Genomic DNA, 24,137 nt, shown 5'->3' with positions numbered 1-24,137 from the left:
AATGTGATTAATCATTTACATATTCATAATCGGCATTGCCGTTTATAGCTTCGCAAACAGCCAGGTTATTCACATAGCCGTTTTCATCCGTTACTAATGCATAGAAAGAAAGGTTTTCTGCTTTCCATGTATTATCCAACGTCACTGCGTACTCTTGCGTGACCTCTTTATCTTCCGGAATCTGCCCCAGCTTGTCACCGTCAACCGAAACTGAAAGCAATTTCCTCACTACATGATTGTGCGTATAGTCCCGATAGTTACCACCGTCATTCTGCTCATATTTCAAACCATTTTCCACAGCATATACTATCAGGCGATAGTCAGACGTTTTCTCTGAGGTCACTCTCACCGTAACTTTAGCTTCGGAACCGGCTTCATTATAAAGAGAACTGATAGCTACACCACAATGGGAAACATATTTCTCCAAGGACTCATTAAATATCGTCCGCATGACTGTATAGTTTTCAGACAATCCCATTTCCTTACGCATATCGACAACACATGAAGGATAGCCGGAAATAGCAAACTTTTTAGAAAGAATCGAGGACTGTTCGATTGCCATCGGATCAGCACTCGTTCCATTTACATGAAAGGACATCAGATAAACAATCCCTTCATAATCCGAACTAATCAGGTAATTCAAACGAGTCATTCCTGCCGGACACATGGCACACCACGTGCCGGTAAACTCCATCGCACAAATACGCCTGACAAATCGGGACGGTGCAACCGAGGTACTTTTCGCAACCACCGTTATCAGTTTGGATACATACTTGCCATATGATGCCTCAAAAGCATATGTTCCTGCTTTAGAAGTAGAAAATGTATTTCCATCCAGGGTTTGGCTGTCCATTATGGAGCGGATGGTTGCATCAGCAGTCACATCAACCCCTGCCTGCATTACCGTAAAGGTTATAGCATCCTTCCCATCAGCAATCAACGTGTTTTTACTGACGCTCAAAATCACTTCCGTCTGTTCCGATTCATCGGAATTTCCCGAACAGGAAATCCAGAAAAGCCCTATACCGCAAATGCAGACCAACAATGTTATTTTATAAATATTTATATACATAAGTTGTGTTTATTCGTTATACAAATAATCAGCCGACTCTCCAAGTTGACATTCATTTACGTTATTACACGTATAAGTCTTTCCCCCGTCCAATGTTGTAAGCATCGATACAATGACACGCATATGGTCTACATTCCACCCAGATTCCAACTGATAAGAACGTTGCATGGTAGATTCCACTCCCGCATTGACCTCACCATTGAAACGATCTCCGTTTAATGATGTGGAAAGCACTGCGCGAACTACATTATTATGAGTATAATCATTCCCGCCGTTCGTTTGGAAATATTTAATTCCGTCTTCCACCAGATAGATCAGACAACGGTAAGTGTTCGTTACATTGGAGGTTAACTTGGCAGTAACTGTCACCTTACGGTCAGAAGCATTATACACAGATTCAATGGCAACCCCACAAGAAGCAGGATAGTTGTTCAGTTCATTTTGAAGCTCCTCCTCAATCTGGCTTTTTATGCTGATCATTTCTTTTGTTCCTTTACGCAGATTGTAAAACAAACGGGGTAATCCTGAAAAATTGCCAAGAATATTGGTCCGGTAGTTATTGGTAGCCGCTGTAGTCATAGGGTCTGTCATTCCTCCGAAATCCATATGGAAAGAAGCAATAGCCAATCGTCCCGGTTGTTCCGTCTGAATGGCCTTCAATGTAGTGCTAAGTGCCGGACAAGCCTGACAACCGATGGAGGTAAACTGCATTCCCAGCAACTTATGATAATAACTGACTCCTCCTGATATGGAACTGGCCCGGACAGTCACTTCATTTTCACTGACCATTGACTTTCCCTCATAATAACGGGCTTTAAAAACATATGTACCCGGCACCGAAGTGCTGAAAGCACGGACGCCATAATCCAGGTTTTCTTCCCCTGATTCCTTTACCAGAATCAGGTTCATCGTGCTTTCATCACTTACATCTTTTGTGCCTAGTCTGACTGTAAAGGTCACTTTCTCCACTCCGTCTGCCTGTATCGCAGTTTTATCGGCTGTGATACGCAAAATGCCGTCATCCGTCCCTCCATTCTCTATTTCGTCCGAACTGCCGGAACAGGATGACAGCATTGCTAAACAAAGGATCATTACAATTGGTAGAATTGTCGAGTATAATTTCTTCATAAGCCTTAGTCATTATAAATATAATCTACGCTTCCGTCGATAGAACATTCGGTTATATTATCCACCATATATGCATCATCCACTTTACGTAATGCATAAACCACTATACGTGATGTTTCAGGGCTTAGGTTCATTGCTTTAGAAACTGTAAAAGTACCGCCAGTGTGTTCTTCATTGGCTTTTACAGTAAATCTTCCGTCAGTTGACATTGCCATGTAGTTGTTGGAAATAACTCTTACTGTATAATCATAAGAATTCTCGTTACCTCCTGATGCCGTCAGACCGTCAGTAACCAACGCATAAACCAGATCATATTCTCCTCCCTTACTCGACTTCAATGCAGCATTTATCGTAATCTCACCAATAGAAGAGTTGTAGGACGTATTCAGTTTGATACCGCAAGTGGCCGGGTATTTTCTGATCTGGTCTTTCAAGGTTTGTTTGATAACGCTCACATTTCTGTCTATCGACATCACCTTCAAGTCATAGATATTAGTAGGAAAACCGGATGCTCCGAAACGGCTCATAATAGCACTTGTCTGTGACAAATGGAACGGGTCGGTGGCAGAACTGCTGGAAGAATGAAAAGCCATCTTCACCATACGGTTCGGCATCACGTCTTCAACTTTCTTCAATGCTGAAGTCATAGCGGGACAATAAGTACACCAGGTTCCGGTCATTTTGAAAACAGCCACTTTACGGTAAAAAAGTTCATAATTTTTCCGGTTCTGTACGGTTACGGCAACTTCTTCCGATTCCCAGTCCAGATAATATGCTTTAAACCGATGGGCTCCGTTCTCTACTGCCGAGAACGTATTAGTTCGTCTCTCCAGATAATCACCGGTATTAAGGTCCTCAAAATATACATTCTTCATATATTCAGGAGTCGTCAGCACTTTCCCATTCGCATCGGTTACCGTGAAAGTTGCCATATCAGTTCCGTTCGCTTCAATCTTGGCTTTATCCACAGTCAAAGTAATAGGTCCTGTCACTTCGCCGTTATCCGGTTCCTCACCATTTTCGTCGGAATTACCACTACATGACACAAAACATCCGCACAGGCACATCAGACCCGGCATAAAAAACATTGCAAATTTTCTCATATTCTATATTCTAGTTAATAAATGATTCACTGGCCTCAGAACGAAGTGGTAATAGTCAGGTTAGCCCCTGTGTATTTAGGTATCGTCCGGCAGACTCCACCGGAACATACATATCCTTCCCTGTTACGACCATAACTTAAAGCTATACGCGTACGTGATTTTGCATAACTGGCCCCCACATTGTAATAATGGATTTTTTCCTTGCCGTGATTATACATATCACTTCCATAAATACTCCATGCAGGAGCAAAGTTTATTTCCAGCAAAGCAGCCATCCAGTCTTTCTCATTTTCTTGGGTAGTCAGGTATTGCAACTCCATGCGGGTTGAAAAAGAAGGGGTGAACTTATACTGTAAATCCGCTACAAAAATATTCGACAGACAGGTCGCTTTTTTCGCTCCATAAGAAGGACTATATTCTTGCATGGAATAAAGCAGATTCATTTTGAATGACTTTGTCCACTGCTTTTCTACATCAAAACTAAAATCACGGAAGGACAAGTTACCAATCTGGGCTGTACCTTCTTTTTCTAAAGCATAATAGGTAGAAAAGTTAGCATGCAATTTCAGACCACGCTTACCTCCAATAGCCGTTCCTCTTTTGAAATGATAAAAGACATCCAGTTGTCCCCCCATCTCACCGCTGATTGTATTCGTCACATCTCCCACTTGCGGGGTATGAGGATGTAAATTGGTCAGCATATAGGTGTATTGCGTACTCATGGCCGGAACGTAATTCAACAGATTCGATGTAGAACCATTGCCGACAATAATCTCGCTGTTCATCCATTCCAGACGGCGCCCGGTCAGATTCACACCTAGTCCGCTGCCACTATATCCCAGTTCCAACAACTGCGCATTGGCACGTTTCTTCACAAAAGCCTTGTCGTCGTGAATGAATCCGTAATATTTATTGCCACCATCTACATATTCACCTTTCATTATAAATCCGGAACGTTCAAAATTTACCCGTCCCGAGAAACCATTCGAATAAGGTTTCCCTCCTTCCTCTTCCAGATCGATGCTGATCTTCTCATACCGGTTCAATGCCCCTCCTTCAATACTCAAGGAAGTCTTTTGCCAACGAAGCATTTCAGATAAGGAGAAACTTACATCTACGCCACGTACTTGTGTATCAGAAAAATCCATACCAAAACGTGGAGTACCCCAAATGGCTTTCAAACCTATAATATTCTTGTAATTATAAGTAAAGCGTGCTCCCATCACCGCATTATTCAATCCAAGCATACGGTCCTCCCAGCTACGGAACAGCAGTCCGCTACCGAACTGTTCATAAAATGTACCCGCTGTTACGGAAAAGTCCTTGTCGGCCCAAGAAACGTAATAGTTGGTCAGTTTTGCCTTTTCCAGTTCTGACGGGTATCCCACCAGTACAGGCTCATAGGCTTCCAGCTGTACACCTACGGCAAACTTGCCCTGATAATAATCCAGTTTCAGATAATTGTTCGAACCGAAATGGTCTTCCGGAGATTCTGCATCTGTTTTACTATCATCTTTGTAATAAATCGTATTTGTTTCAAAACTTCCTGTCAAATAACCTTTCTTGTTATTTTCCTGTGCATTGGCCAAGGTCGATGCTAACGCTAATAAAGCGAACATCCGAAATCTTATTCTAGTCATGTCGTTGCATTTATCTATGAATAATAACAGATTTATTTCTGTAGTTTTTTAATCGCTTTCAGTAGCTCCAATTCACTTCCCGGAGCATAGCCGGTATGTGAATAGACAATTTTTCCCTCCGCATTTACCACATATACCTGCGGAGTCAAGCTTACATTCATAGCCCGCATAAATTCCTGGTTCTTATCATACAACATGATAAAATCGTCCCATCCATGTCCCTCTGCCAGCGCACGCGCTTTAGCTGTAGAACGGCTGTCGTCTGTTGAAACAGCTACCACACGAAACTTGGCCTCTTCCAGCCAGTCGGGCAACAGTTCATTAATAGCATCCAATTCACGAATACAAGGTTTACAGGTAGTTGCCCAAAAAGAAATAATCATAGGTGTCTTGTGATTAACCAGGGAAGCGGTGTTCACCTGCGTTCCTTTGGAATCTTCAACCTTGACTGAAGGTATTTGTGCCATAGCACAAGTTAGAAAAGCAAACAACAGAGTAATACAAACAATTAATGCTCTCATAAATTCTTTTATTAGTGATGTTAGTAATTTAGTTTTTTATCTTATGTGTTCCATTTTACAGTCGAAAAGCCTGAATTTCTGTATCTGTATCAAACCGTCTTTGTACATATCCCCTATCAGGTTGGCATTTTCGAAGATGACTGTTTTTGTATCGACATCATATTCCCCCCGGTAAACATTGGAAGTACTTCCATCCAAAGCCAGCCTCCTGAAACGGATGGTATACGAACCATAGGAAGCAACATCCTCATCCGACACAACAGACAAATATGTTTTCCGCGTAGCTGCATCATATTCATACTGTAACCGCCAGTTAAATTCCCACTCAATATCATTATCCGGATCAAATCCGTTTTTATTCGAACAAACCAGATAGTGTTCGTAAGCCTCCGTACCTTCTTCCGCCGTATTTACTTTTACGGAGAAGCCCACTGATACATTGGAAACATTGGTGGCAGACGCTGTTCCGGTAAATATCCAAGTTCCTGAAAGTGTTTCATAAAAACTGGAATCATTATCTTTGATAGTCACGGTCAACCGCTTCTTTTCACCAATAGACGCTCCTTCCACACTGGCTATTTCAATATCAAAAGAACGGTCATCATTGACTAATTTGTCATCTACGGTCTTAAACTCGAAATTAACAATCTCCTGTCCGGCAGGAATAAGTAGTGTTTTGGTTGTGACGATGTAGTTTTCATCTTCTTTTGCATTATGATCCTTTAACTCGAATGACACGCGGATCGTTCCAGTATGTTCACCCGTCACTACGACAGGTACAGTGCACAACCCGGCAGACTCTTTCACCGTCATCGCTGCCTCTTGTAGGTTTACCGTAGCCGCCCCGGAATTTAACTGCTCCTCATCGTCTGAACAGGCAGTTATGAGAACAGCACACAGAAGAAGGGTATATATTTTCAGATAGTTCATTTTACTCAAGTATTTGATGATTTACTTTATTCATTTATTAATATCCCGGATTCTGCTGACCTGCCAATTGAGGATTGGCATCCATTTCAGTTTTAGGAATAGGCCAGAGCATCCGCTGGTCGTCAGCCGGCTTATCCAATCCGTCAGTGCTTGCTTGTCCCGGGAAAAGTACTAACCCTTTACTTTGCGGCTTTCCACGTCTCACACCTTTTCCCCAACGTTTCAGGTCCATCAGTCGGTAACCTTCACCCACAAGTTCCCGCTCCCGTTCGTTCATGACTTCATTAAGCAAAGCCTCCTGATCATAGGTCGCATCAGCCAGTCCTTCGATTCGCGCTTGTTTTAGCGCATTCAAGGCATCATTGCCTTTTTTCACAGCAGCTGCGGTCCCGATCCGGGCATTAGCTTCAGTAGCAATCAGATACATTTCAGCAATGCGAAATGGTTTCGGCTGATTCAAATAGCGTGTTTCGTTTCCTAATGCATTGAAATATTCATTTCCCGGATATTTATTAAAGAAATATATATCCGCCGCATTACCGGACGATACGGTCAAGTGATATTTTCCGAAATAAGTAGCCAGTCGGACATCTTTTTCATTGTACAGATTGATCAACGTTTGTGTAGGAATATAATCCTTCTTGGTAGTAGGATAACCGATAAAAAGAGTTCCCAAAGGTACCCCAGCGTCATCAGCACTAGTCATAGCAATCTGCCAGATAGTTTCCGTTCCCTTGTCGCTTTTCCAGATACTTTCAAAGTCTGTTACCGTAGTTGATAACGGGTAATTATTCGCCTTAATCAGATCATTTGCATATTTTGCTGCATTTTCATAATCGTCCATTTGCAGGGCAACACGTGCTTTCAAAGCTGTCACTACGTCTACCGTAATATAATTCCCGCAGTTCTTGGGAGCGGTTTTGACAGTTACGTATGCTCCATTGATATATCTGTCATAATCAGCAATACCGTTTTTAGCTGTCTCTATACGTACTGCTGCTTCTTCCAAATCATTCACAATCTGTTTATAGGTATCTTCCAGTGAAGAACGTCCCGGGTACTGGGTGGCAGAAAGTTTGGGTTCATATTTCACCTGAAGCGGCAGTCCTGGAGTACTGCTTGCGGTAGCTGAATTATAATCACGGCAAAATAATGTTGCCAGATAAAAGTAACAATATGCTCTTGTAAAATAGGCTTCTCCCTCATATACATTTATCTGCTGCTTCTGGACTTCCGTCAATTCAATCTCCGGATTCTCATCTATCTTACCTACTCCGTCGATAAAGAAATTGGCACGTCCGATAGCAGCATAACAATTTGCCCAGATCGTTTCTATAGCCGAGTTGGTACTTTCGAAAGTCCAGCGGTGCAAATCACCATATTTATTAGAGAAATCCGCCACTGCGTTAAAGGCATCCGCCTGAATTTCCGGTATTAGCACATAGCTACCACCAGTCAGTCCCAGATATACGGAATAGATACCGGCACGCGCTTCTTCAAAACCGACTATGGTTGTCAATGCTTCCTCTGTCGGAATAGCATCGTATGGCATTTTATCCATATCACAGGAAGTCATTCCAAATGTCAGTACAGTCAATGCTATCATAGATATTTTCTTCATATTCACCATTCTTTATGTTTTTAGAAAGTTAGTTCGACACCGAAAGAATATTGCTTGGTATTGGGATAGTTACCCAACTGGATATTACTGTCCACTTCCGGATCATATCCTTTGTATTTAGTCACTGTGAGCAAGTTACGTCCCACAAAGTAGATTCTGGCATTGCTGATTACTCCGGTTTTCTGAATCAGCTTGGCAGGGAAAGTATATCCGACAGTCAGATTTTTCATACGCATGAATGAAGCATTTTCCAACAAGTGCGTATCAAACTGCATTGGAGAATCAAGAGTAGAGATATTAGTCACGTCTCCCGGTTTTTGCCATATAGTGAGCATTTCGGTGGTCTGATTGTCCTTACCTGCAAAAGTCGGATTCTCAGTAAAGAAGCGTTCATTATTCAACATATATTGCCCAAGCATAAAAGAAAAGTCTGCACTGACGGAAATCCCTTTCCAACCGAATTGAGTACCAAAACCGCCTGACCAAGGCGCATAACGTTGCTTGCCGACAAAAACGGCATCTTCTTCAGAGTAACTTTTCGTCAGGTTTCCATTCTTATCATACCACATATTATATCCGTCACGCGGATCAACTCCTGCCCATTTTACATAGTAATATTCTCCCCAAGGTTTTCCGACTTTCATTTTCAAACCGGTATCAGGCAAGGTATATTCATCCAATCCGTTAAACAGTTTGGTTATTTCATTTTTATTATAATTCAAATTTCCGGAAACACTCCATGAGAAATCTCTGGTTTTCAGAATATCTACCCCCAATGTGATATCCAAACCACGGTTACGCATACTTGCCACATTTTCCACACTGCTACCATGTCCGGTAGTGTATGACAGCGGATAGCCCATCAGCATATCTTCTGTCTGTCGATTATAAAATTCCAGATCTATAGAAAAACGGTCAAACACCCTCGTGCTAATTCCTACATTCAGTGTTTTCATACTTTCCCATGTCAGATTATCATTACCGACGGTAGATGGAGCAATACCCGGTTGCCCGTTATACAGCAAACCGGAACCGACCAATGCCAACGCATTATAGGCACTGATGCCGGAATTACCCGTTGTTCCATAGCTTACTTTCAACTGCAAATTGTTCAACCATGAAACATTTTGCAGGAAATTTTCTTTTCTTATATCCCACATGGCTCCCAACGAATAGAAATTTGCCCATTGGTTATTCTTAGCAAATAAAGAAGAGCCGTCACGTCGTGCTGCCAGATCAATATAATAACGATCAGCAAGGCTGTAGCTGATTGTGCCAAAATAAGAATTGAAAACTTTATCATACATTGAATGTATCGGCACTTCAGATTCCGCTCCTGCTGCCATCAGCATCATACGTGAATCTACCATTTTCTTAGAAGTAGCCGAGAAATTTTCATTCTTTGTAATGATGGATTCCTGTCCTGCCAGAACTGTAAAATAGTGCTTGTCGGCCAAGCTGAATTTATATTCTGCCGTATTGGTGAAAGTAAACGAATAATAACGTTCAAAAGATTCGGAGGCCACTCCTGTACCTTCAAACGGTCCTTCCGGATATGCTTTATGAGAGTTGCGATAATCAAAAGCATCCACTGCCTGTGAAGTACGGATATTCAGTCCTTTTATCGGGTTTATATTAAAAAAGGTATTACCGTTGATGCGTACTGTACTCCGGTCATTAGGCTGAAGTTCTGACAGGTAATACGGACTATAGTAGCCCATATCATCAAAATAATCCAGTTGTTTACCATAACCAGTGAAATTACCTTCTTCATCGGTCAATATCTCGTTCAGTGTCTGGTCGGGACGATAAATACGGGCGGCGTATGCTTTATTATAAACGCTATTGGCTTCTGTACCAAAAGTGGTCGTATTATATTTCTGATAGGAAAGATTCACATTAATCCCGGCTTTCAGCCAGTCGGTCACCTTAACTTCCACATTACTACGCAAAGTCTCACGGCGCAGGGAGGAATCATCCATAATTCCCTCTGTATCATAGTGTCCAAATGAAATATAGTAGTTGATACCTTCGGAACCACCGACCACATTTACATCGTATTGTTGGGTAGGAGCTGCATCTCCGAAGAAGACATCTGCCCAATCTGTAGATATACCATTATCTATATAGAACTTCTTCCGTTTTTGAAATGTTGTGTCGTATGCTTTTCCCGGGTCCAGCATTTCCTGCAGGTTAAGCCATTGATCGGTATTCATCATCTCTATGTTATCCCCAGTCATTCTCGACCAGCCATATTGCGCATTGATACTAACACGGGCTTTCTGTCCCATTTTTCCTTTCTTGCTAGTCATTATCACCACACCATTAGCAGCACGGGAACCATATATAGCTGTTGAGGAAGCATCTTTCAATACGGTCATGCTTTCAATGTCATTCGGGTTTAATGCTGTAAATGCTCCGGATGATATAGGTGAACCATCGAGAATAAAGAGAGGTTCTGTATTTGAATTGATCGAGCTGACTCCACGCAATCGCATTACGACACTTCCACTTGGTTCCCCACTGGGAGTAAATACTTGTAAACCGGCAACTTGTCCTTGCAATGCATCTCCGGCATTAGCTACCGGTCTGTTGGCTATCTTGCTATTATTTACCGTTGTTACCGAACCGACTACTGACCCCAGTTTCTTTGCTGATCCGTAACCTACCACAACAACTTCATCCATCAATTGTGCATCAGATTTTAAGATGACTCTAACAGTCGGTTGAACAGGAACCGACTCCGTTTTCATACCGATATAAGAGATTTGCAATACTTTTGCTGAATTTGGCACATTTAATAATGTAAAACGCCCATCCACATTTGTTATTGTACCTAAGTTAGTGCCTTTTACAACAATCGAAGCCCCTACAACAGGTTGTTTGTCATCATCGGAAATAACTGTCCCCGTGACTTTCTGCGTTTGAGCTGTTATCAGCCCGATACCTATAAAAAGGTATCCAAATAGCAGCGCTAATTTTTTCTTCATAAATCTCTTTTTAAATTATTAAATAGCCCTAAAACATTTAAACTCACTTTTTACACTTTGATAAGTTCTATCAGAACTTAATTATAATCCATTGTTTTTGTAGTGTTTTTACATCAAATATGTAATTCAGAAAAGAAATGTTGCTTGATTTTACTTTTTCAATCAAATTAGATGACTATTTCATAAAAAAAATATGTCTTTTCGTTGTTTTTTGCAAAAAGAATATATACTTTTGTTCCATTATATAATACCAAACAGGAACTGTTAATAAATACAATCCGAAAAAGAGATATAATTTGTATTTTAAGAACTATATATTTATTTTAATAAGAATAGAATATAAAAAAGCACTAAGTTCTGATAGAACTTAGTGCTTTTTCGTTTTAAAGAACTACTAATAGCCATTCTACTTGGATTAACTTCCTATTCTACTTTTCAGTTACCTTATAATTATATTTTAAATCTCCCTCAAACATAAAATAAAATCAGAAATATAAAAGAGGCTCATTTAAACTATGTTAAATAGCTTTCATCTAAAATTTCTTCATATATGACACTCTGTATATTTCTTCATACAGATAAAAACAAGCAAATATACAATAGTACTATTTGTTTACATCAAAAACAAACAGGTTATTTCATGATTTCAAGATTTTGAGAGATTTACTCTAGCTTTATCTCTTGATTTTAAGGAGCACCTCGTTGCATTAAAACCAACGAGGTGTTTCTCGGTGTGCAACGGGTCGTTCCTTTAAAAGGAACGACCCGTTGGTTTTAAACCAAAAACCACTTGTATAACCATCTGAAAAGCAAAGCATTACAAAAGCGTCCTCTCATCCTTTCTTTTTAAGTAAAATTTCCAACAAGAGAAAACGGATACCAATATCAAACACGGTACTCCACTAATAAATATTTTACAAATCAAATCTAAAAACAATGGTTACAGTTACTTTTCAGATCAAGCCCTATCTAGCGGCTTACATGTACATGCGCTATAAAAATCACCTCGACGTACCGTCAGACCGCTCTTCTTCCTCACTTTCCGCCATCCATCTTCTTGACGCCCACCCCATCTACCACTTTCTCCACCGGCTCTCCATTCCCCACCCTTCCAACACCTCATGGCACGAAACCGGAAATATCACCTTCACCCTCCCCCATCCCAGAAACGGAAAAAATCCAAATGTATATAATTATATAGGTCATGACAGCGCACTTATCATTGAAAAAGTAATGGAAGTAGAAATGAGGGCCGAACTTTATGAATTTCTACTGGAAAATAAATACTGCCACGGCATCATGTTCAAAAGATCAATGGAAACTTTTGTCGAACATTATAATATGGTAGAGTTAGTGGAAGAAGAAAGTTTGATGAGAGCGTTTCAGAGATGGAGGAAGATGATGAAGGAGGAGAAAAATATGTGACTCTTTCATAGGTACCATATAAAATAAGACATCCTGCTTTTATTTTTGTGTCATACTTCATTAATAATCAAAACAAAAGTAGTATGGCAATAAAAAAGTATCAAATGAGTTTATGGCTAAGGTCCTTAACGATGTAGTTTGGAAAGAACTTTTCAATAATCAAGTTATATAAATATCAATTAAATCAAAATTATGATACAATAAATGAGGCTGTCTTTTCGTATTTTTGTATTAACAAAATATTAAAAATATGGAATTGAATGATCTTTTAATGGAAATAAGCAAGATTTGCCTTATTGAGCAAGAGCGAATGAAGCACAAACAGCGAAAAGGCGATTGTTTTAACGTTTTCAACACTCTTGGATTACGGTCTAACGAAGTTAGATTGCATTCCGCATTTCTTGCAGAATTGTTGAATCCTGACGGGAATCATGGCCTAAAAGATGCTATGCTTAAAGAATTTCTTGCAGCCATTGGCTTAAAACGAGATTATATATCTAATTGCAATACCAATATGGTCGAACGATATATTGGTAAACGGACAGAAACTACTGGTGGACGGATCGATATAATCTTGGAAGATGGTGAATATGCTATTATCATTGAGAATAAAATATATGCTATTGATCAATACCATCAATTACTGCGATACAATAACTATGGTAAACAACATTTTCCGAAAGGCTTTAAGTTGATTTATCTTACGCTTGATGGTCATGAGGCAAGCAAAGATTCATTAGGAGACAATGAGATTGACTATCACTGTATCTCGTACAAAGGACATATCCTAAATTGGTTATCAAAGTGTGTGATGTTAGCATACGACAAACCTCTGGTACGAGAGACAATTTCCCAATATATTACACTTATTAAACAAATCACAGGACAAGATATGAATAAAGATAGTAGTGATAAAATCGTAGATTTAGCCATCAATAATATGGAAGCAGTAGTTGCTTTGATGGATAACAGAGCTGAAATAAGTAGCAAATTAAGAACAGAATTCATTTTTAAACCGTTAAGCGAATTCGCAGTTAAAATGGGGATGGAATTTAAGCCCATTACAGAAGGAGACGAAAGTCCGGCTCTAAAATTCAGAATGCCCCAGTGGTCCCATTACATAGTCATTACAAGAGATGACGGAAGAGATTCGGATTGGAAGAACCTTTATATCGGTATTTCACAAAGTTCACTGCTGGGGGCTAAAGAATTACCAATACGGCAATTATCATGTTTTTCAGAATGTAGTAATACGTACTGGCCTTATGGATGGGAATGGATTCTATACACTGATTGGCATTCCACCAGTAGCTACTTACCAATACGCACAGGAGAGGTCTCAAATTGGATTATCTCCAAAATCAGACAAATCATAGAAGAGATAGAAGATAAAGGTTTGCCTATGTAACAATCCGAGATACTACAATTTATGTCACTCATACAAAAATATATTTGGGTCATAGAAACCATTTACCGTGCCTGTCAAATCTCATTAAGAGAACTTAGTGAGAAATGGATGGACACGGAAATGAGCGGTAGCTCGTCTATATCGCGCCAGACATTCGACCACTGGGAAACAGATATTTTAGATAATTTTAGAATGATTTCTTTATCCCTTCATTATAAATATTTTAGGAAAATTACCCGATAGAATGTGTACCTTTGTGATACGAATATATGAAAAAGATTAAGATATTATGACGAAGGAAGAATTTCCAAGATCTTTGCGACAAGCATGAGAAAGATCGTCAGAAATGGAAAGAAACCGACCGTGAGAAAGATATGCTTATTAATGATTTAACCGAAGATACTTTTGGTGAAAAATACTAATTGAAAACGGACATATAGAGTCATAAAGAAAAGTACTGTTTGTTACTTATAGAGAACCGTACTTTTTTATGTTTCATATAATAAGAGATTATTGCATGTTCAGTTCTCTGTCTTTCCTTCGCGGTTGCTTACTCTTCCAATTTGCTATACAGCGTCGTACGTCCTGTTCCGAGCAGTTCGGCAGTGACCTTTCGGTTTCCGTTCGCCTGCCACACTGTACTCCAGTTCATTGTTGGCTATTTCACGGAAGAACTCAGCCAAAGGCATGATGTCCTCCTGACAGTCACGCAGAGGCGGGGTGGTAATCTCCGCTCCTGTATGGCGTAGAGTAATATCTGCTGGGGTTCCATAGCGAGATTGCCCACTTCGTTTAAGAACGCCGAGCCGTCACGCGAGAACACGGACATACGGCTTCGTCCAATGTGCCCAAACCACCGATAAATAAGGGTATTATCATTATTATTTCTTCATTCTTAAGTGGTTAATGTCCTAATAGGGATAATACGCATCGTCAAAATACCCATGCTCGGATCATCGGCTTTCGCGTAGAAGATGGCAATCGTATCATTCACGTCACTGCATCCCGCAAAAGTCATCGTAGGAACAAGCTGCATCAGAAGAATGAATATCTTTTTCATATGCATATATCATTGCATTAGCGTCCCACCTGCCGCTGCTGTTCGGCATTGTAGCGATCGCCCACGACGGGAATGGCGGCGACAGCCGTTTCGAGTTTGCGCCACTCTTCGGGTGAAACGGTAAAATCGAGCGTGCGTAGGTTCTCATCCAAATGCGACAGTTTCGTCGTTCCGGGAATCGGCACGATCCACGAGGCTTTCTGCAACCACATCCGGTTGTCCCGCCGCATGATAGATAAGCGTATGCTCCCGATTTTCGTGAGCGCAGCTCCGGTCATCAGTGAAAAAACTCGCTATCAGGACGTTCGAGCAGTCAAATACATTCAGTCGTTCCATATCAATCTCTATTTTTTTGCAAAGATAAGGATTTACATGTACTCGCGTTTTGTTGATAGGCTCATTTATTGAAAAATTATTTTCCACCTCCCAACGCATAATACAAGTTGACAAAGCCTTGTATATTGTCGAAGCGGTATTGTGTCAGTTTCTGTTGGGCATCAAGTAATGCTTGTTGTGCCGTCAGCACCTCCAGATAGGTTGTAGAAGAATTTTTGGAGTTCTGTGGCAATAACGTGGGAATTGTTGGTAAAGCTATAATACACGATAAGAGTCTTCCCCACAATTCCGGAATCCGTATCTGAATCGGACGGTTCATCCGGTCGTTCCGTTTCAGGTTCCTCTATTCTGCTATCATGGGTACTGCAAGCACTGACAGTAAGGCTCAGCCCGAATATGGCTGCCAAAATAAATATCAACTTTTTCATCTTCGTAAGAATTTTAATAATGATTATTGTATGTGTTTTTGAACTTTATTTCCCGGTATCATTTTTTCCTCCACGTGTCGGAACACGATGAACAGAAGCGGCACGAAGAGCAGCAAAGACACCGTACCCACCAGCATACCGCCTATCGTACCCACTGCCAGCGAGCGCGAACCGTTGCAGCCTACTCCGGTGGAGAATATCATCGGAAGCAGTCCGAATATCATGGTCAGCGAGGTCATCAGAATGGGACGAAGCCGGGCAACCGCTGCGGCGACAGCCGATGCCGTGATGCTCATGCCTCTGCTGCGGCATTCCGAAGCGTATTCCGTCTGGAGTATGGCGGTTTTGGCAAGCAGACCGATGAGCATAATGATACCGGTCTGCATATAAATGTTGTTCTCGATGCCGAACAGTTTGGCGAAAAGGAAGCTGCCGAACAGTCCAAAAGGAATGGCGAGAATGACGACAAGCGGTATGAGCAGGCTCTCATAGAGGGCGCACAAAATCAGGTATATGAATACGATGCAGATGCCGAATACCCAAACCGATGTGTTGCCCGCCGAAGCCTCTTCGCGTGACATCGCCCCGAACTCGTAGCCGTATCCCGCCGGAAGCGTCTGCGCGGCGACTTCACGGATGGCATTCAGAGCCTGCCCGGAGCTGTATCCGGCAGCGGGTGCGCCATTGACCGCGATGGACGGAAAGAGGTTGAAACGCGACAAGGATTCCGAACCGTAGACACGGGTCAGGGTGACATAGCGGCTGATGGGCGACATCTCGCCCGATGCGGTGCGCACGAACAGCCCGTCGAGCGAACGGACATCCGCCCGATACTCCGGCGATGCCTGCATCATCACCCGGTAGAGTTTAGAAAAGCGGTTGATGTTCGAGGAATAGACGCCTCCGATATAGCCGGACAGAGCGTTGAGCACCTCCGAAGGCGACACGCCCGCCCGCTTGCACACGGCAGCATCCACCTCCACCCGATATTGCGGATAGCGGCTGTCGAAAGAGGTCTGCGCCCGTGCGATTTCTGGTCGTTCGTTCAGTGCCGCAATAAATGCCTGTGCGTGACGTTGCAGTTCTTCTACCGAACTTCCGCGTCTGTCTTGCACATGCACCTCGAAACCGTTGGTCACACCATAGCCGGCAATGATGGGCTGGGCGAAGATCATGATACGTGCATCGGTGATGTCAGCCAGACGGCGATACAGGTTGTCGATAACGGAACGGTTGTCGTCATGACGACCTGTCCGCTGGTCCCACGGCTTCAAGCGGATGATGAATGTGCCATTGGAAGGTCCCTGCCCGGCAAGCATTCCCATCCCTATTGACTTGGAATAAATTTGGAATTGCGGGGTATCCTTTATCCGGTCTTCGATGTTCTTGAGGATGCGTTCCGTCTGGGCAAGGCTTGTTCCGGGAGCTGCCTGCACATCGACCACAATCGTTCCCGTATCCTCATCGGGCACAAGTCCCGTCTTTGTCACATTCAGCAGATAGAAGAAGCCGCAGGTGGCAGCCAGCAGCGTGGCGGAAAACCATTTGCGGCGGAGCAGGAACACCACGGAGCTTTTGTATTTGCGCGTCATTCCCTGAAAAGCTGCATCGTAAGCGGCTACGAAACGAGACGTTTTTTTCATGACGGAGGTCGGTTTCATCAGCAGTACGCATAGTGCCGGACTGAATGTGAGTGCGTTGAATGTGGAAATCAAGACGGCAACCGCCATTGTCAGACCGAATTGCGTGTAGAACTTGCCCGTCGCACCGCCAATGAAGCAGACCGGGATAAATACGGCCATGAACACCAATGAAGTGGTAACCAACGGGCGACTGATGCCCTGCATGGCTTCCACCGTTGCCTGACGTGGAGAACGGCAACCACTGTCGAAGCGGGACTGCACGGCCTCGACCACGACAATCGCATCGTCCACCACCGTACCGATAACGAGTACCAATGCGAATAGCGTCAGCATATTGACGGACATTCCTGCAAAATAGAGGAAAGCAAATGTTCCAATCAATGATACAACGATAGCCACGGCGGGAATCACCGTGGAACGCAAGTTGCGCAGGAAGAGCCACACGATGAAAATAACCAGCAGGATGGCTTCCATTAAGGTTTCTATCACGTTGTGTACGGAAGCGTCCAAAAAACTCTTGATGCTCATCAGATCGACCAGTTCCATTCCTTTGGGCAGTTCGGCGGCGGCATCCCGTATCACTTCGTCTATCGCCTCGACGATTTCATTAGCGTTCGAGCCGGGTGCCTGCGCTATCATGCAATTCGTGCCCGGATGTCCGATCAACTCGTTCTTCGTGGCATAGTTCAATGCACCGAGTTCCACTTCCGCCACGTCTTTCAGACGCAGGACACTTCCGTCGGACAACGACTTGATAACGAGATTACCGAAATCCTCCTCGTCTTCATAGCGTCCCCGGTATTTCAGTACATATTGGAAGGTGTTGTCCATATCCGCTCCTAATGTCCCGGTGGGAGCCTCCACATTCTGCTCGTCCAATACGGCGGTGATGTCGGCAGGGACAAGACCGTAAGAAGTCATCTTTTCCGCATCCATCCAGATGCGTAGCGAGTAGTCGGAGCCGAACACCGTAATGTCGCCCACACCGGGAATACGCGCCAGTCGCGGTTCAATGTTTATCTTGAAGTAGTTGTACAAGAATTTCTGGTCAAAGCTGTTGTCCGGGCTGTACAATGCCACAATCTTAGCCGTGCTGTTCTGGCTTTTGCGCACGGTGATGCCGGAACGGATTACCTCCGCAGGCAGTACGCCCTGTGCCGAGGCGATACGGTTCTGCACGTTCACCGCCGCCATGTCGGGGTCTGTATCCTGACGGAAATAGACGTTGATGGTGGCCGTGCCGTTGTTGGTGGCTGAGGAGGTCATGTAGTTGATGTTCTCCACGCCGTTGATGGCTTCTTCCAACGGGGCGACGACGGCTTTCTGCAAGGTCTCGGCATTGGCGCCCGTGTAGGTAGCGCTCACCCTGACCGTGGGCGGTGCTATTTCCGGAAATTGCTCGACGGGTAGTTGCACTAATCCGATGACGCCAAGGAGTACGACGAACACCGACAATACGCCGGACAATATCGGACGGTTGATAAAGGCCTGCAAGTTCATCATAAAGCGTTTTTGGCGGTTATACTTTCAGTTATTTCCGTTCCTTCGCGCAACAGTCCCGCGCCTTCAGTCACGATTTTGTCGCCGGCTTTCAGACCGGACAGGACGATGTATTCCCTGCCGTTGCCGATGTCCTCCACTTCGACGGACGCAGAGACGGCACGCCCGTCCACGACCTTATAGACGAATGTGCGGTTTTGAATCTCGTAAGCGGCTGTCTGAGGAATGACGATGCAGTCTGTTTTTTCCGATGAAACGAGCACCGTACCTGTGCTGCCGTCATACAATATTTTATCGCGGTTGGAGATTCTTGCCCGAACATTGATGGTTCCCGTCCGAGCGTCCACCGTACCGCTGACGGCATCGATGACTCCGTTCGCCACGGGGGTCGCTCTATTGACAGAACGGAAAGCGATTTCCTGCGTCCCAAGCCTTGCGCTCCTCGCCAATTCATCGCTCTCCGAAACGGAAAAATAGGCGAACATCTCTTCCGTGTCCGATACGCACACCAACGGCTCGGTGATGTTCCTGTCCACCAATGCGCCCACCCGGTAGGGAATCATGCCTGCCACGCCGTCCACCGGACTTTTCACCTCGGTGTAGGATAATTCTATCCGGGCGTTTTCGCACTGTGCCTGCATCTGTTCAAGTGTTGCCTTGGCTGCTTTCAGGTCATTGCGGGCTGTCTGCCATTCATACTCGGAAATGATATTTTTTTTGAACAACGCTTCCTTGCTGTCGAGCGTCAGCCGTGCGGTCGCCAGCCGTGCCTCGGCTTGCGACACATTGGCGGAAGCGGTTTTCAAGGCAGCAAGATAGGGAGTCTGGTCAATGACGAACAAGACTTGTCCTTTCTTTACACAAGCCCCTTCTTCTATGCAAATCCGTGTGATAAGTCCGCTGCATTGCGGGCGAATCTCCACACTCTGGCGACCTTTGAGGATTGCCGGATACTGCACTTGTCCCGTCCTGCTGACGAGAGCGAGAACCTCCGTCGGGTAATACTTGGGAGCCGTATTTCCCTCTTTCCCCTCCTCGCATGAGGAGAGAATCAAGAGGAGTACGACCGCTCCGACAAATCTGAAATAGTTATGATTCTTCATTGCTATAAACTTTGTAATCAATTATTTGAATGCAAAGTTATAGCGGTGTGATATACATTATATAGAAAGCGGCATTAACGCGGAAAAGTGCTGTATGAAAACGAAAAACAGCTCCCCGAGAGAAGCTGTCATAATTAGGATAAGGAAACTTATTACTCTTGTACAACCCATGCTTTGAACTCTGGCGCCCGATTCTTGCTGATATAGATGGGTTCGGGAGTTTCTACATTCAGTTTTACCAATAGGCGGCTGTCAAACCATACAGTGATCTCCTTCACGCTGTCCCGTGCGATGATATACTGCTTGTTCGCCCGGGTAAAACGGGAGGGGTCGAGCATCGTCATGATTTGTTCCAGCGTCTTGACATACGCATACTGCACACCGTTTTTCAGGCAGACAAGCGTCTGCTTGTTGGTCGTGTAGAAACAGGCCACATCGTCCAATGCTACCGGCAAAAGTTTATCCCGTAGGGGAATCAATATTTTATCTTTGTACACCGGCTTGGGAGCCAACACCATCAGACGGGAAAGATAGCTGCCCATATCGGCGGGCATCCAGCGGCGAAACTTGTCCAACGCTCTTTGCAGTTCGTCGGGTTTGATGGGTTTCAGCAGGTAATCGATACTGTTTACCCGAAAAGCATCTATGGCATACTGGTCGTATGCCGTGGTAAAGACAATCGGTGTCTCGATCTTCATGCGGTCGAAAAGCATGAAAGCCGAACCGTCGGACAATTGTATGTCCATGAATATCAAATCCGGTTGCGGATTGTTTTGCAGCCATTCCACCGTCCGGCTCACGCTCTCCGTATTACCGGCAATCTCAATCGTAGGATCTATTGTCTGCAAGGCGTTTACCATATTCTTGTAAGCCGCCGTTTCATCTTCTACTATCAATACTCTCATGGTTTCTTTTATTACCTTAACGGGAGATATACATTAAATGTGTCACCGTCGGTTTCCACTCGGATTTCTCTCTTCATCATCATTCCGAAACGGTTACGCAGGTTCTGCAAACCGATACCGTTCGTGTCGGGCGGGGCGAGTTTGGGATATACCGGATTGGATATTTCCAGTTCGTCACCGTTCATCCGGATGGTGATATTCATCCGGTGGTCGCTGTCTATCTGATTATGTACGGTCACGTTTTCCAAAAGAGGCAGCAGCGAGAGTACAGGCAGCATCAGTCCGTGGTCTTTTTCGGATACTTCGATCGAACAGGTCAGTTTGCCTTCAAACCTCACTTCCATCACGTGCATGAAAGAGCGGATGAATGTCAGTTCTTCACCTAATGACACAATCCCTTTTTTGTCGCTTTGCAGAATATAACGGAAAATGTCTGATAACCTCGTTACATAAAGCAATGTATTATCATCATTTTCTCTTCTGATTAACGAAGATATTCCGTTGAGCGAATTGAAAAAGAAATGCGGATTGATCTGGTTGGCAAGGGCATCGCAGCGGCTTTGCAGATTCTCGATACGGAGTCGCTCTATCTCCTGCTCTTTTTCTCTCTGGCTGTCATACAGTACCGAAATGTACCCGATAAAAGTGCAAAGCAGACACACCACAAAAAATTGGAACAAAAGTATGTTGCCCACATATCCGGTCTGAACGCCCAGCAACGGCAAGCCGTATGACAACCCGACGAATGCGGCACATCCAACTAGTGTATAAAGAAAGTTCCGCCCGAAACGTGCCGTGAACGACATATTGCCTATCCTGCACACATTATATCTTAACTGGAAATAGAACAAGCCGTAGAAATAAATCATGCGGAAAGCGAAGAACGCCCAAAAGCCGGGTTCTTCGCCAACATTCAACCGTGCCAGATTCCACGGAATCCACACCACGTTAGGGTATGTGACGAACAACGTGCAGATTAAAGCGACAATCGGCAGTTTTCGTGGTATATAAGAATCCAATACATTCATAGTTTGATATTTTCCACAAAAATACTACATTTATTCATTAGCAAATCTTTTTTAGGTGTTAAAACGAAAAAGGCAAGACCTAACAGGAAATAAAATGTCACATAGTTTATTACTATCCCCAGCTTCCGTATCGAGCGTTCATCCGCTGATGCAGTTCCTCCTGCTTGTGTGGACTGGTCGCAGACAAGTCGGACATTTTGGCTCCACTGAAAGGTATGTTGGATATATTGCTTAAGTAATACAATAGTACATATTTTAGTTTATATCTTTAAACTGAAAATATGTACTATATATTCTTTTACCCTATAATACTTTTAATGTAATCCGTAGGACATACATGATAGAAGTCTTTGAACTTCTTTCCAAAATATTTAGCATCACAATATCCCAGCATTCCTGCTATTTCCGAAACGTTGTACTGCTGGGAGGCCAGCAGTTTAAGCGCCTTGTCCATTTTGAACGAATAGATATAATTTTCCGGAGGATTCCCGGTAATCTCTCGTATCCTGCTATAAAAAGCAGTACGGCTCATTCCTATATCAATACTTAATTTATCTATTGTATATTTATCAGTAGAAATGTTCTTTTCCAGAATTTTATTGACTTTATCCATAAATATCTGATCCGTATTTTCTGTTTCCATTTCTTCTTTGGTAGGGACCATCGGAAAAACAGCATCCGACAAAAACAATTTGACCCGTTCACGCAAGACCATGCGGTTTTCTACAAGCATACGTATGTTCGCCCTTAGCCTGCAAATGCTTTCTGTTCGTAATTCCAAACGATCCGCCCCACTTCCTAAATGAGACAGATAACTTTCATTATCAAAGGCCCTTATCAAAAGGACAACCGGTATATACCCTATCATTTTATCTGTTTTGATCCGGAAACAGAGTGCATCTCCATTTGTTCCGTTTACATTATCGTCAATAATGATAGCATCAGGATTTTGGCGGACTACTGTATCCTTCAGCAAATCAGGATCTTTCAAAACTGAAATCTGAAAATACCGCGATAAGGCTTTCCTTAAATAATTCCTGAATGCCCCGTCCGCCATTACCAATAAGATATGGGATGTATCTTTTGTTTTAGTATTCGGGATACCATCTTTATCACTTTCAGAAGATTTTTTAGCCTTATTCTTCGTATTTGTTGAAGAATGTTTGATAGCCGAACATTCCTGATTCCGGCAATGACAATCTGTTGGAATGACAATTTGGAAAGCAAATGATTTGCCATGTCTATATCCGTTTATTTTTCCACCATGCAGGCGAATGATTTTTCTTACAGTCCACAAATCACTATACCCATATATGGGAAATATGACCGGAATAAAAGGAAACATTTTCCCTACTCTTTTGTCTGCTATCTCACAATTAGTAATCTGCAACTGCCAGGAATCTATTGTATGTGTTATATTGATTGATATGCAACAGCCTAAATCGGAAACCAAAATTAGTTTGCTTATAAGATGTTGAAGCGCTGCCGTCATTATGTTCTCATTGATCCTGCAACTGACGCAATCCGAACATTCACTGACAGTCAGTTGTATCCGGCGCGAATCAGCATAAGGTCGACATTGATTGACAATAGAAGTAATATAAGAAGAGAGTTCCAAATTTGCCGTTGATGTCTTAGGAAGTATTTTTTTGTTTACCTTATTGAGGGTTACAATATTCTGATTGCAATATATGATGCATTCGGTATACCCCAATGCCTCTTCTACTTGTTGGGAAAGCGCTTCGGGAAGATTACCGGTTTTAAGTTCTTCCAATTGATTTCGTAACAGTATCAATGGGGTATGCGTAGTATGGAGCATGTTCATGGCTATCTTAAGTTTTTCATGTGACAACAACTGAACATTATACTCTACCGCAAGATACACAAACAAAATAATAAATAGCCCAATGCCGAAACTCTCTACAGGAACTGCATAACCAAGCAATGATAAATCAGGCAAAATTACGCCAATAGCTTGTTTACTGTTTACTAAATTGGCTCCACTATCTATAGAAAGTAAAGCGCGAAAGTTTAATAATAAACTCAGGTAACAATCATTCATACTTATATAGGATTTGATTAATACTTACATTTTCAGCAAAACACGTTTGATGACCTTTTAACGTGTCTAAATCCGGCACAAGTATAAACTTTTCAATGTCCACACATGAGGTGGATTCTAACAAAAACAATGGGTGTTTTCTATCAAAAGTGGTAACGATATCGTTTGTTACCGAAATATTAAGGGGAGATTTATAAAGTTATCATTTCATTTGGAAGAATACGGTATTTGTAA

18 protein-coding genes and 4 pseudogenes are annotated in these 24,137 nt (G+C 42.9%); 2 read left to right on the top strand and 20 right to left on the bottom strand.

What is annotated here, in order from left to right:
- Positions 1-7: 7 nt before the first annotated feature.
- The 8 genes from GD631_RS14965 to GD631_RS14930 are packed head-to-tail and all read right to left on the bottom strand — an operon-like array spanning position 8 to position 11,005.
- On the bottom strand, positions 8-1,072 hold the full coding sequence (locus tag GD631_RS14965) for an Omp28-related outer membrane protein (RefSeq protein ID WP_143260135.1): 1,065 nt from the start codon (positions 1,070-1,072) through the stop codon (positions 8-10).
- Positions 1,073-1,081: 9 nt separating this feature from the next.
- Entirely contained in the window at positions 1,082-2,200 is a 1,119-nt protein-coding gene (locus GD631_RS14960; protein WP_143260134.1) for an Omp28-related outer membrane protein, read from the bottom strand.
- Positions 2,201-2,205: 5 nt separating this feature from the next.
- Entirely contained in the window at positions 2,206-3,303 is a 1,098-nt protein-coding gene (locus tag GD631_RS14955) for an Ig-like domain-containing protein (RefSeq protein WP_143260133.1), read from the bottom strand.
- 35 nt (positions 3,304-3,338) lie between these two features.
- Positions 3,339-4,943, bottom strand: coding sequence for a DUF6029 family protein (locus tag GD631_RS14950; protein WP_143260132.1), 1,605 nt, complete (start codon positions 4,941-4,943; stop codon positions 3,339-3,341).
- Between the two features lie 32 nt (positions 4,944-4,975).
- The gene (locus GD631_RS14945) at positions 4,976-5,464 is read right to left on the bottom strand and encodes a TlpA family protein disulfide reductase (RefSeq protein ID WP_143260131.1); all 489 of its coding nucleotides are present in this window, start codon (positions 5,462-5,464) and stop codon (positions 4,976-4,978) included.
- A 36-nt stretch (positions 5,465-5,500) separates the two neighbouring features.
- Complete coding sequence (locus GD631_RS14940; protein WP_143260130.1) at positions 5,501-6,394, bottom strand: Calx-beta domain-containing protein; 894 nt, start codon at positions 6,392-6,394, stop codon at positions 5,501-5,503.
- A 37-nt stretch (positions 6,395-6,431) separates the two neighbouring features.
- Complete coding sequence (locus GD631_RS14935; protein WP_223225925.1) at positions 6,432-8,015, bottom strand: RagB/SusD family nutrient uptake outer membrane protein; 1,584 nt, start codon at positions 8,013-8,015, stop codon at positions 6,432-6,434.
- Between the two features lie 20 nt (positions 8,016-8,035).
- On the bottom strand, positions 8,036-11,005 hold the full coding sequence (locus GD631_RS14930; RefSeq protein WP_143260128.1) for a SusC/RagA family TonB-linked outer membrane protein: 2,970 nt from the start codon (positions 11,003-11,005) through the stop codon (positions 8,036-8,038).
- 936 nt (positions 11,006-11,941) lie between these two features.
- On the opposite strand from GD631_RS14930, the gene GD631_RS14925 reads away from it, so the two are divergent.
- Both GD631_RS14925 and GD631_RS14920 read left to right on the top strand, forming a co-directional pair.
- Complete coding sequence (locus GD631_RS14925; RefSeq protein ID WP_143260127.1) at positions 11,942-12,430, top strand: hypothetical protein; 489 nt, start codon at positions 11,942-11,944, stop codon at positions 12,428-12,430.
- 250 nt (positions 12,431-12,680) lie between these two features.
- Complete coding sequence (locus GD631_RS14920; protein WP_143260126.1) at positions 12,681-13,838, top strand: PDDEXK-like family protein; 1,158 nt, start codon at positions 12,681-12,683, stop codon at positions 13,836-13,838.
- Between the two features lie 550 nt (positions 13,839-14,388).
- On the opposite strand, the gene GD631_RS22450 is transcribed toward GD631_RS14920, so the two are convergent.
- From GD631_RS22450 to GD631_RS14875, 12 genes and pseudogenes are all read right to left on the bottom strand, one after another.
- Entirely contained in the window at positions 14,389-14,490 is a 102-nt protein-coding gene (locus GD631_RS22450; RefSeq protein ID WP_370511922.1) for a helix-turn-helix domain-containing protein, read from the bottom strand.
- Positions 14,465-14,646 (bottom strand): annotated as a pseudogene (locus GD631_RS14915) (sigma-54-dependent Fis family transcriptional regulator); the annotation flags it as partial. The gene GD631_RS22450 and the pseudogene GD631_RS14915, both read right to left, overlap by 26 nt.
- An 87-nt stretch (positions 14,647-14,733) precedes the next feature.
- On the bottom strand, positions 14,734-14,898 hold the full coding sequence (locus tag GD631_RS14910) for a hypothetical protein (protein ID WP_153260295.1): 165 nt from the start codon (positions 14,896-14,898) through the stop codon (positions 14,734-14,736).
- 17 nt (positions 14,899-14,915) lie between these two features.
- Positions 14,916-15,104: pseudogene (locus GD631_RS14905) on the bottom strand (aldo/keto reductase); the annotation flags it as partial.
- Between the two features lies 1 nt (position 15,105).
- Positions 15,106-15,234, bottom strand: a pseudogene (locus GD631_RS22050) (AraC family transcriptional regulator); the annotation flags it as partial.
- A gap of 76 nt (positions 15,235-15,310) precedes the next feature.
- Positions 15,311-15,451 (bottom strand): annotated as a pseudogene (locus tag GD631_RS22200) (TolC family protein); the annotation flags it as partial.
- The gene (locus tag GD631_RS22045; RefSeq protein ID WP_153260296.1) at positions 15,396-15,662 is read right to left on the bottom strand and encodes a hypothetical protein; all 267 of its coding nucleotides are present in this window, start codon (positions 15,660-15,662) and stop codon (positions 15,396-15,398) included. The gene GD631_RS22045 and the pseudogene GD631_RS22200, both read right to left, overlap by 56 nt.
- Before the next feature lie 23 nt (positions 15,663-15,685).
- On the bottom strand, positions 15,686-18,805 hold the full coding sequence (locus tag GD631_RS14895) for an efflux RND transporter permease subunit (RefSeq protein WP_143260170.1): 3,120 nt from the start codon (positions 18,803-18,805) through the stop codon (positions 15,686-15,688).
- Entirely contained in the window at positions 18,805-19,908 is a 1,104-nt protein-coding gene (locus GD631_RS14890) for an efflux RND transporter periplasmic adaptor subunit (RefSeq protein WP_143260125.1), read from the bottom strand. Before GD631_RS14890 ends, GD631_RS14895 begins: the two co-directional genes overlap by 1 nt.
- 152 nt (positions 19,909-20,060) lie before the next feature.
- A complete protein-coding gene (locus GD631_RS14885) occupies positions 20,061-20,813 on the bottom strand; it encodes a LytR/AlgR family response regulator transcription factor (protein WP_143260124.1) in 753 nt (250 codons plus the stop codon).
- Positions 20,814-20,824: 11 nt separating this feature from the next.
- The gene (locus tag GD631_RS14880; RefSeq protein ID WP_143260123.1) at positions 20,825-21,841 is read right to left on the bottom strand and encodes a sensor histidine kinase; all 1,017 of its coding nucleotides are present in this window, start codon (positions 21,839-21,841) and stop codon (positions 20,825-20,827) included.
- Positions 21,842-22,139: 298 nt separating this feature from the next.
- On the bottom strand, positions 22,140-23,903 hold the full coding sequence (locus GD631_RS14875; RefSeq protein WP_143260122.1) for a helix-turn-helix domain-containing protein: 1,764 nt from the start codon (positions 23,901-23,903) through the stop codon (positions 22,140-22,142).
- Positions 23,904-24,137: the final 234 nt, after the last annotated feature.

Origin of the sequence: Bacteroides luhongzhouii, from assembly GCF_009193295.2 — a bacterium.
Lineage (GTDB): Bacteria > Bacteroidota > Bacteroidia > Bacteroidales > Bacteroidaceae > Bacteroides > Bacteroides luhongzhouii.
The sequence above is the reverse complement of the archived record's forward strand: the minus strand, read 5'-3'. Positions and strand labels throughout refer to the sequence as shown.